This is a genomic window from Gammaproteobacteria bacterium, from assembly GCA_003696665.1.
Lineage (GTDB): Bacteria > Pseudomonadota > Gammaproteobacteria > Enterobacterales.
On sequence record RFGJ01000033.1, the window covers coordinates 1 to 5,658 of the forward strand.

5 protein-coding genes are annotated in these 5,658 nt (G+C 52.4%); all 5 read left to right on the forward strand.

From position 1 onward, the window contains the following. Positions 1 to 639 (forward strand): type I methionyl aminopeptidase (gene map, locus D6694_00780; GenBank protein RMH48184.1); only part of this gene is annotated, 639 nt, incomplete at its 5' end. Next, positions 636 to 3,290, forward strand: a complete 2,655-nt coding sequence (gene glnD, locus D6694_00785; GenBank protein ID RMH48185.1) for a [protein-PII] uridylyltransferase — start codon at positions 636 to 638, stop codon at positions 3,288 to 3,290. The genes map and glnD, both read left to right, overlap by 4 nt. Further along, positions 3,287 to 4,120 (forward strand): 2,3,4,5-tetrahydropyridine-2,6-dicarboxylate N-succinyltransferase, encoded by an 834-nt coding sequence (gene dapD / locus D6694_00790; protein RMH48186.1) that lies wholly within the window; start codon positions 3,287 to 3,289, stop codon positions 4,118 to 4,120. The genes glnD and dapD overlap by 4 nt, the downstream gene beginning before the upstream one ends. Beyond that, complete coding sequence (locus D6694_00795) at positions 4,117 to 4,452, forward strand: arsenate reductase (GenBank protein RMH48187.1); 336 nt, start codon at positions 4,117 to 4,119, stop codon at positions 4,450 to 4,452. The genes dapD and D6694_00795 overlap by 4 nt, the downstream gene beginning before the upstream one ends. Before the next feature lies 1 nt (position 4,453). Then, positions 4,454 to 5,590: a succinyl-diaminopimelate desuccinylase gene (locus tag D6694_00800; GenBank protein ID RMH48188.1), complete on the forward strand. Its 1,137-nt coding sequence runs from the start codon at positions 4,454 to 4,456 to the stop codon at positions 5,588 to 5,590. The last annotated feature ends 68 nt before the right edge of the window (positions 5,591 to 5,658 follow it).

The window sequence follows — 5,658 nt, forward strand, 5'->3', positions numbered from 1 at the left end:
ATCTGCCACGACTATATTGTCAATGTGCAAAAGGCCATTCCAGCCCCGCTGAATTACCATGGATTCCCGAAATCGATCTGCACCAGCGTGAATCATGTTGTGTGCCATGGCATTCCTGGGCCCAAAAAGCTCAAGGATGGCGACATCATCAACATTGACGTGACCGTGATCAAGGACGGCTATCATGGCGACACAAGCAAAATGTTTTTTGTCGGAAAGCCCAAAGTATTGGCCGAGCGTCTGGTTCGGGTCACACAAGAATGTCTTTATCTGGCTATCGATATGGTCAAACCTGGTGTTCATTTAGGCGATATTGGGCATGCCATTGAAACTTATGCGAACAAACACAACTTCTCTGTGGTGCACGAATACTGTGGACACGGCATTGGCCGTGAATTTCACGAAGATCCTCAAGTACTGCATTACGGAAAGCCGGGCACCGGCGTCGCATTGGAAGCAGGCATGTGTCTGACCATTGAGCCCATGGTGAATGCGGGCCGACGGCATGTCAAACTGCTCAAAGATGGCTGGACGGTGGTTACACGAGATAGAAGTCTTAGCGCCCAATGGGAGCATACGCTCGCTGTGTTAGATGATGGTGTAGAGGTGCTCACCAAACGCAAGGAGGAACATTTTTGACGCGCCCAGCCGGCGCCAATTGGCGCTTGTCATTTGCTGATCTGCCGCAGCTCAGTCAAGCGGGACATTCGAGCCGGACGTTAAAAAATTACCTGCAAGTTGGGCGTGAGCGCATTGAGCGGGCCTTTCGTGATGGGGTTCCGATCGAACGACTGGTCGCTGCACGTGCCCGCTTGGTCGATCAGCTGTTGTACCATCTCTGGACACTGGAGATTGCGCCGCACAAACCACATTGGTCACTCATCGCCGTCGGCGGTTACGGACGTGGCGAGCTGCACCCTTATTCGGACATTGACCTTTTAATTCTGGTGGATAGCGCCGATGAGCAAACGAGCGAACTTATCTCGTCACTGATTACCAGCCTTTGGGATGCCGGACTGGAAATCAGTCACAGCGTCCGAACATTAGATGAGTGCGAGCAGCTTGCGGCAGAGGATATCACTGTCGCCACAAACCTCATGGAATCGCGACTGGTGGCTGGATCGCCGCTCCATTTCGACGAAATGCGCCATCGTGTTGGCCCTGATCGCATCTGGCCGGGAGAAACTTTTTTTCAGGCGAAGATTGAAGAACAAAAACAACGCCACAAAAAGTTTGCCGACAGTTCTAATGCACTTGAACCGAATATCAAACAATCACCAGGTGGATTGCGTGATCTTCACGTTATCGGCTGGGTACTCAAACGCCATTTTCGCGTTGACAACCTAGATTCTCTGGTTGCCCTTAATTTTTTAACGCCTGACGAACTGAAATCCCTAAAAAGTTGCCTTTATTTTCTCTGGCGTGTTCGTTTTGCATTGCATTTGGTCGCCGGGCGGCGAGAAGAGCGCCTTTTGTTCGATCTGCAACCAAAAGTAGCCGAGTGCCTTGGTTTTACGCCGCAAGATAACGCCCCAACAGCGCATATCGAACAATTTATGAAACGATACTATCGCACGGTATTACGCATTCGCGAGCTGAACGATATGCTGCTGCAGCTTTTCGCCGAGGCAATTCTCGGACATGGTCAGGCGGAACCCGAAGAAGAGATCGACGCAGATTTTGTGCGCAGGGGTAGCACCATCGCCATCCGTGACGTCAGCCAATTTTCCGCAAACCCTAGCTTGATGCTCAAGCTTTTCTCGCACATGGCCAATGATACTAGCCTACGGCACGTGGACGCCAAGACGTTACGGGGCTTACGTATGGCCTTGCCGAAAATCGATGAGCACTTTCGACAAAATCCGGACAACAAAGAGCTCTTTCTTTCGATCATCAGCAGTCATCACGGTGTCGGCCGAGCATTTTTCTATATGAAGCGCTACGGCCTTCTCAAACGCTACTTGCCGTTATTCGCCGACGTGACCGGGCAAATGCAGTTTGATCTTTTTCACATCTACACCGTGGATGAACACACTCTGTTTTTGCTCAAAAACTTGGCTCGTTTCGCCGACCCTCGTTACAACAATGAATTCCCATTGGCGAGCCAAATCATGCAAAACCTCAGGCGCCCCGAGATTTTGTATCTTGCAGGCCTTTTTCACGATATTGGCAAAGGGCGTGGGGGTGACCATGCCAAGATCGGTGCGATTGAAGCACGCGAATTTTGCATTGCCCATGGACTGCCAAACGAAGATGCTGATCTGGTGGGCTGGCTTGTCCGGCATCACCTGCTCATGTCATCCACTGCACAACGCAAGGACGTCACTGACCCGGAAGTCATCGCACAATTTGCCGCCCAAGTTCAACGTCGACACCGCCTTGAGTTGCTCTATGTGTTGACTGTGGCGGACATACGCGCAACCAACCCGAGTCTTTGGAACAGCTGGAAGGATGCATTGCTCAAAGAATTGTTTCAGAGAACAGTTGACTGGCTGGACCGCCCCGAAACCCGTCTTCATTCTCGTGCTGATTTTGAGCAGGCCACCATCAATGAAGTTCGACGACTGGTCGAGGTGCGCGGTGGTTCACTCGCCGCGCTGAACGACTGGCTAGCGCAAATGGGGCAAGGTTATGTGCAGAAATATTCGGCCGATCAAGTGGCTTGGCATTTTGATGCCCTCGCCGGCCAGTCTGAGCCATTGGTTCGTATTCGCCGCCATCCGAGCGACGGTGCCAGCGAAATCCTCGTTTACTGCGCCGATCGCAAAGGCCTTTTTGCCGATCTTGCCCAAACCCTGTTTGAAGAACAGTTGAGCATTGTCAGTGCCACCATCCATACGACAACAACAGGCAATGCCTTGGATACGTTCACCGTCTTGGAACTCAATGGACGCCCTATCGAAAGCAGCCGACGGCTGCAGCTCATTGCGCATCGGCTACGCCATATGCTGACCAACGCCGACGACATTCACTACAAGCAATGGATGATGCCGTCAAAGCTTAAGTTTTTTGCTTTTCCAACCAGAGTGCGTTTCATGGATGGCAATACTCGATGGGACGAACTTGAAGTGGCTGCGCTAGACCGTCCCGGGTTGCTGGCAGACGTGGCGCGCACCATGAGCGACCTCGGCGTCCGGATTCATGGCGCTCGAATTGCGACTTTTGGCGAACGAGCCGAAGATTTGTTTTTGGTCAGTCACAGCGACAATAGCCGGATCGATCAGCCAGAGATACGGAAAAAAATTGTTGATTCATTAAAAGAAGTTCTAGATAAGAGGATTGGTCAATGAATGCGCTTCGCACAACGATCGAGGAATGGTTTGAGAAACGGCAAGAAGTCTCTCCCAACAACGCGCCAGAAGCACTGCGTCACGCAGTTGCTCATGTGCTCAAACAACTCGACCGAGGCGAGATTCGCGTCGCCGAACCAATAGCAAGCGGTCAGTGGCAGGTCAATGAGTGGATTAAGAAGGCTGTGCTGCTGAGTTTCCGAATCCATGAAAATCGACACATGCAGGCTGGCGACATGGCGTTTTATGACAAAGTGCCATTGAAGTACCGCCCTGAAAACGCCACTGAAACGGCACAAAGTGGTGTACGTATTGTGCCGCCGGCAGTGGTGCGCCACGGCGCCTACATTGCCCCGAACGTGGTGCTGATGCCCTCCTATGTCAACATTGGTGCTTATGTCGACAGCGGCACCATGATCGACACATGGGCGACCGTCGGCTCTTGCGCCCAAATTGGTCGCAATGTACATATTTCTGGTGGGGCTGGCATCGGGGGGGTTTTGGAGCCATTGCAGGCCAACCCAACGATTATTGAAGATGATTGTTTCATTGGCGCACGTTCAGAAATTGTTGAAGGGGTGATTGTTGAACGGGGCGCAGTCATTTCTATGGGGGTCTACATCGGCCAAAGCACTCGAATCTACGATCGCATTACCGGTGAGATCATCTACGGCCGTGTGCCCGCCGGTGCCGTCGTCGTACCGGGCAGTTTGCCCTCCGAGGACGGTCGCTATTCCCTCTATGCAGCCATCATTGTCAAGCGCGTTGATGCGCAAACACGTCAAAAAGTTGGCATCAACGCCTTGTTAAGAGAGGCCACCAACCAATGATTAAACTCTATGGCATTGCCAATTGTGACAAGATTCGCGCCGCCCGACGCTGGCTGGAGGCGCGCGGGCACGCATACGAATTCATTGATTTTAAGACCATACCACCTCAAGCCGAGTGGATCGAAGCATGGCTCAAACAACACGACGTCACGCAACTGATCAACCGCCGCTCGACGACATGGCGACAATTGACTCCGGAGATGCGCGAGCGCATCCTCAACGGAGATATCGCTGCGATTCAAGCACACCCTACGGTTTTCAAGCGACCGTTATGGGATATTAATGGCATTATCGTGATTGGCGATACGCAGCCAAAATTGCTGGAGTCATAGCATGTTTCCAGATCCACTCTATTGGACACAAAAGCTCGTCGAACGAAAGTCGATCACGCCTGACGATGCGGGCTGTCAGGCGCTTTTGGCCGAACAGCTCGAAGCACTGGGCTTTCAAATTGAGTGGTTACCGTTTGAAGATGTGACGAACTTCTGGGCTGTCCGTCCCGGCACGGATGTCGATGGCAAGGTCTTTGTCTTTGCCGGGCATACAGACGTCGTGCCGCCCGGACCAGAAAGTGACTGGCAAACCCCACCCTTCACACCCACAATTCGAGATGACGTTCTCTACGGCCGCGGCGTTGCGGACATGAAAGGGGCGCTGGCGGCGATGTTGTGCGCTGCCCATGATTTTCTGACAACGCATCCCGAGCCTCGACACACCTTCGCTTGGTTAATCACCAGTGACGAGGAAGGTCCTTTTGTCAATGGGACTGTTCGCGTGCTGGATAGCTTGCGCGCACGCGGACAAACATTCGACTATGTGCTGGTCGGCGAGCCAAGCAGTGAAAGCATTGTGGGTGATCGCATCCGTAACGGGCGCCGCGGCTCACTCACTGGCCACTTGACCGTATTTGGCACACAAGGACATGCTGCCTACCCACAACTGGCAGACAATGCTGTCCACAAAGCCGTAGGTGTTTTGAAGCGACTGCTGGACGAACATTGGGACTCGGGCAACGCTTTTTTTCCACCCACCAGCTTTCAGGTGGTTGGATTGTCTGCCGGCACGGCAGAAAACGTCATTCCTGGTAGTTGTCATGCCCAGTTTAATTTTCGCTTTGCTAATACCTATACCAGCCAAACACTCATTGACAAAGTCGAAGCCATACTGCGCACCTGTGGTGTTGATTTCGACATCCAGTGGAAAATCAATGGCGAACCTTTCCTGACGGAAAATGGACGATTGCTCGAAGTCGTTCAGCAAGCCATTACGCAACATTTGGGCCGGGCACCACTATTGTCGACCGGCGGCGGAACCTCTGATGGACGGTTTTTTGCCCAAACCGGTGCAGAAGTGATCGAGCTTGGTCTATGCGCCGGCAGTATTCATCAAGCCAATGAGCACACACGCATTAACGACATACACACGCTGAAATCGCTGTATCAAAAAATTTTAGAAGGCATCCTGTTGTGAACATCGACGCATTTCTTGGTTTGACTGATGTACACGTGTGCAAGGGACGTTTGCCGTCACTGACTGGC

What these genes read in the sequence shown, in the direction of transcription:
- dapD (RMH48186.1), top strand. Translation starts at nt 3,287, where the DNA reads ATGAATGCGCTTCGCACAACGATCGAGGAATGGTTTGAGAAACGGCAA.
- D6694_00795 (RMH48187.1), top strand. Translation starts at nt 4,117, where the DNA reads ATGATTAAACTCTATGGCATTGCCAATTGTGACAAGATTCGCGCCGCC.
- D6694_00800 (RMH48188.1), top strand. Translation starts at nt 4,454, where the DNA reads ATGTTTCCAGATCCACTCTATTGGACACAAAAGCTCGTCGAACGAAAG.